Annotated in this window: 1 protein-coding gene; it reads right to left on the reverse strand. The window is 68.3% G+C overall.

Annotated features, from left to right (window positions below; all coding sequences use genetic code 11):
- Positions 1–518, reverse strand: a 518-nt coding sequence (locus LPA54_RS36500) for a rod shape-determining protein (RefSeq protein ID WP_228984803.1), incomplete at both ends; no start/stop codon positions are given.

The following is a 518-nucleotide window of genomic DNA, read 5'->3' on the forward strand; positions in this document are numbered from 1 at the left end:
TCCCGGCGCAGCCGCTCGTCGAGGCCGCGCAGCAGGGCGCCGCCGCCGGTGAGCACGATGCCGCGGTCCATGATGTCGCCCGACAGCTCGGGCGGACACTTGTCGAGGGTCGTCTTGACCGCGTCCACGATGGCGTTGACCGGTTCCTCGATCGCCTTGCGCACTTCGGCGGCGGAGATCACCACGGTCTTCGGCAGCCCGGAGACGAGGTCCCGGCCGCGGATTTCGGTGTGTTCGTCGGTGTCGAGGTCGTACGCCGAACCGATCGTGATCTTGATCTGTTCCGCCGTCCGCTCACCCAGCAGGAGCGAGTACTCCTTCTTGATGTGCTGGATGATGGCGTTGTCGAGCTCGTCGCCCGCGACGCGGATGGACTGGGCGGTGACGATGCCGCCGAGGGAGATGACCGCGACCTCCGTCGTGCCGCCGCCGATGTCCACCACCATGTTGCCGGTGGCCTCGTGGACCGGCAGCCCGGAGCCGATGGCGGCCGCCATGGGCTCCTCGATGATGTGCAC

It is taken from the genome of Streptomyces sp. DH12 (assembly GCF_020873895.1).
Lineage (GTDB): Bacteria > Actinomycetota > Actinomycetes > Streptomycetales > Streptomycetaceae > Streptomyces.